3 protein-coding genes are annotated in these 3,334 nt (G+C 47.5%); 2 read left to right on the top strand and 1 reads right to left on the bottom strand.

All coding sequences use genetic code 11. The annotated features are described in order from the left end of the window. The coding region (locus F6K49_RS38045; RefSeq protein WP_293105430.1) for a DUF1825 family protein at window positions 1-137 on the top strand (137 nt) is incomplete at its 5' end. Window positions 138-257: 120 nt separating this feature from the next. Here the strand turns inward: F6K49_RS38045 and F6K49_RS38040 are convergent. Then, window positions 258-2,069: a penicillin-binding protein 1A gene (locus tag F6K49_RS38040; RefSeq protein ID WP_364305648.1), complete on the bottom strand. Its 1,812-nt coding sequence runs from the start codon at window positions 2,067-2,069 to the stop codon at window positions 258-260. A 682-nt stretch (window positions 2,070-2,751) separates the two neighbouring features. Here F6K49_RS38040 and tyrS point away from each other — a divergent pair. Beyond that, window positions 2,752-3,334 (top strand): tyrosine--tRNA ligase (gene tyrS, locus F6K49_RS38035; RefSeq protein WP_293105425.1); only part of this gene is annotated, 583 nt, incomplete at its 3' end.

Genomic DNA, 3,334 nt, shown 5'->3' with positions numbered 1-3,334 from the left:
ATGACTTCATGGCTCAGATGACCATAGAGCAGCTCAATACTCAGTTAGGTCAGTTTGGGATCACCCCTCAGCAGATGTTTGACCAGATGAACATGACATTGGAGCGGATGAAGTCAGACGTAGAGAAACAATCGTAGTACGTTAGCCTTTGGTGGGGGTGGGGATAGATGGACATCTCCCAAGACAGCTGAGGGCTGAGAGTGCGTCAGTAGGGAGCCGCCAATCATGACGGCTGATATCCCTATTTTATCTAGAATTTATCTGGATCGAGGACGCTTAAATTTTGTGGGTCGAGGGAAGTATCTCACTGGCTCGTTCCGCAAAGCGTAAGCCATAAACCTCCGCCAGATCGGTGCGGCATAGCCACCACCTGTTACCCCTCGCCCAAGGGGTCGGTTGTTGTCTCGACCAATCCAAACTGCCGTAGCCATCTGGGGTACATATCCCACAAACCACACATCTCGCTCTGAAGAGGTTGTTCCCGTTTTACCTGCCGCCTGACGCCCGATGTGGGCAGATTTTCCGGTACCTCCGTTAATTACACCGGTTAGGGTATGGTTAAGGGAAGCAACCGCCCATTGATCTAGCACCAGCTTAGGCTTAGGGGTATTATCTAGCAGCACATTGCCTTTACTATCGGTCACTCGGACAATTAAAGTAGTGTCAGAGTGCCAGCCATTATTGGCAAAGGTAGCATAGGCTCCTGCCATTTCCAATGGTGTTACCCCAACTGACCCTAGGGGTAAGGATAACACTGGTTGCATGGGACTCTTAATCCCAAGGGTCTTAACCACATCAACGACTTTATCCAGTCCCACTCTCCTGCCAATCTTTACCGCTGGCACATTGCTCGATTGAACAATTGCGGTGCGAATGCTCATGGCACCAGAGTAGCCACCACCATAGTTTTTGGGTCTGTAATAGCCTCTACCATCTCGATAGCGCACGGGGGTATCGTAAACAGTGGAACCGGGGGCATATTTACCTGTGGCAAAGGCAGTATAGTAAACAAATGGCTTAAAGGATGACCCAGGCTGACGTCGAGCTTGAGTAGCACGGTTGAACTTGCTCTTTTCATAGCTGTACCCCCCGACTATCGCTTTCACAAAATGGGTACGGGGATCAACGGCGGCTAATGCCACTTGATTATCGTAAAGTCCACGGCGACGTAGGGTGTAATGAGCACGATTAATGATCTTTTCTGCCTGCTTTTGGAAGTAGTAGTCAACCGTGGTCTGAACTCGCATTCCGCCCTTGGTGACCGCCTCCTGACCAAATCGCTCTTTTAACTCCACGACAGCAGCTTCTGTGACGAAAGGTAATTTACTGGTCGTCCAGGAGGTACTTTTGCCAATTAACAGGGGCTGTTCCTTAGCTTCTTTTTCTTGGGCTGCTGTAATCCATCCCAAATCCCGCATCCGCCTTAAGACCACGGCTTGTCGCTCTTTAGCTTTAGAGTAGTTGCTGAAGGGACTGTATTCTTCTGGGGACTGAATTAGCCCTGCCAACATCGCTGACTCGGCTAAGGATAGCTCAGAGGCTGGCTTAACAAAGTAGCTCCGGGCAGCTGTTTCAATGCCATAGTTATTGTGACCCCAATAGATTTGATTAAGGTACAATTCCATAATCTCGTCTTTAGAGAAGATTTGCTCAACTCGGATAGCGAGTACAGCTTCAGTGATTTTGCGGCTAAAGGTGCGTTGCCGAGACAGAAACAGGTTTTTCACCAACTGCATGGTGATCGTAGAACCCCCTTCCACTACTGTCCCTTGTCTCCAGTTGACTAAGAAAGCACGACCAACGCTATTGGGGTTAACCCCATAGTGCATGTAGAAGCGACTGTCTTCTATAGCTAGTACAGCCCGCTTGAGTTGAGGGTTGATTTGGCCGAATTCGACCACTTCCCGATTTGCTTCCCCATGAAGGCTAACTAGGGGTCTACCCTTGACATCGTAAATGTAGGTTGTTTCTGTTGGTGTGTAGTTCCGGAGCATGCGCACATCTGGCAGGTTACGGAAGCTAGTCGCTAAGCCCACAAGTCCACCAGCTACAATCGAGCTAGCTAACATGGTAACCCCGAGGATAGTCCCTCCAGTTACCTGAGCCACCCCTTGCACAAACTGCAATACTTGTGAAGGCTTTCTTTTCCGATTTTTCCGATCTTGTGGTTGTGGAATAGTGCTAGATGACACGGTGATTTCATTTCCTTACTAAAGAACAGACATGTAAGCTAGGGGCTGTGCTTGGGGTGTTTTTTTGAATTTCTCTAAGTACCTTTCTATAAGACAATTCCAAGGATAGGTGGGCAGAGCAGGATGACTTACAAGTCTTGAGCATCGAATTTCTTAATAATGCCAGGAGGTTATGGATAAGTGTCAAGCCCTATAAGTAAGCTTCAACTTCAGCTTCAACTACTGTAGCGATAAATAATTTTTGAATTAGGGTTAATTCCAGCCAATTCATACCATTTTGTCTTCTACGACGGTCATTTCCCGTCTTGATGCAGTCCCTGTGGCAGATGCATCCACCGATTGAACCCTCAAGAGGCTAAAGCGTGGGGGATTTAATAGCTATGTTACAAGAGTGGGCTTAATGGGCATGTCGTAAGGGTTGTCAACGGCCTTTTGTATAATAGTTAGCGGCATTTAGACATGGTGCATGGCAAGTGTCGGTCTAGCTGCTTAGAATTTGTAAACGATCCTTAAAATAAATCTAACTAACCTACTTAATTCCCAACCATAGTCCCAACCGATGTCAAATTTTGAAATCCCCCTTTCTAACGAGCTAGCTTGGCTAGACAGAGGTACCAGTGAAATTTTTCCCCTACAATCGGATTCTCAGGATCCGAGTGAAAATCTAGCTATTCGGCTCAAGCAAGCTGAGCGTCCCTTACGGGTCAAGTTAGGTATAGACCCAACCGGTGCCGATCTCCACTTAGGTCATAGTATCCCAGTCAGAAAGTTACGGGCATTCCAAGATGCTGGTCATACCGCTGTCTTAATTATTGGTGACTTTACCGCTAGAATCGGTGACCCTACTGGCAAGTCTGAGGTGCGTCGCCAGTTGACACCAGCTCAGGTCAAGGAAAATGCTGAAACTTATCTGTCACAGGTGCGCCCTATTCTAGATTTTGACACCCCAGGACGGCTAGAAATTCGCTATAACTCTGAGTGGCTTAACCAGTTGGATTTGTCTGAGATTATTGACTTGTTAGCCACTATGACCGTAGGGCAAATGCTGGCTAAGGAAGGGTTTGCTGAACGCTATCAACAACAAAATCCTATTTTCCTCCATGAGTTTCTCTACCCATTGATGCAGGGCTATGATTCTGTGG

Source organism: Moorena sp. SIO3I6 (genome assembly GCF_010672095.1).
The sequence above is the reverse complement of the archived record's forward strand: the minus strand, read 5'-3'. Positions and strand labels throughout refer to the sequence as shown.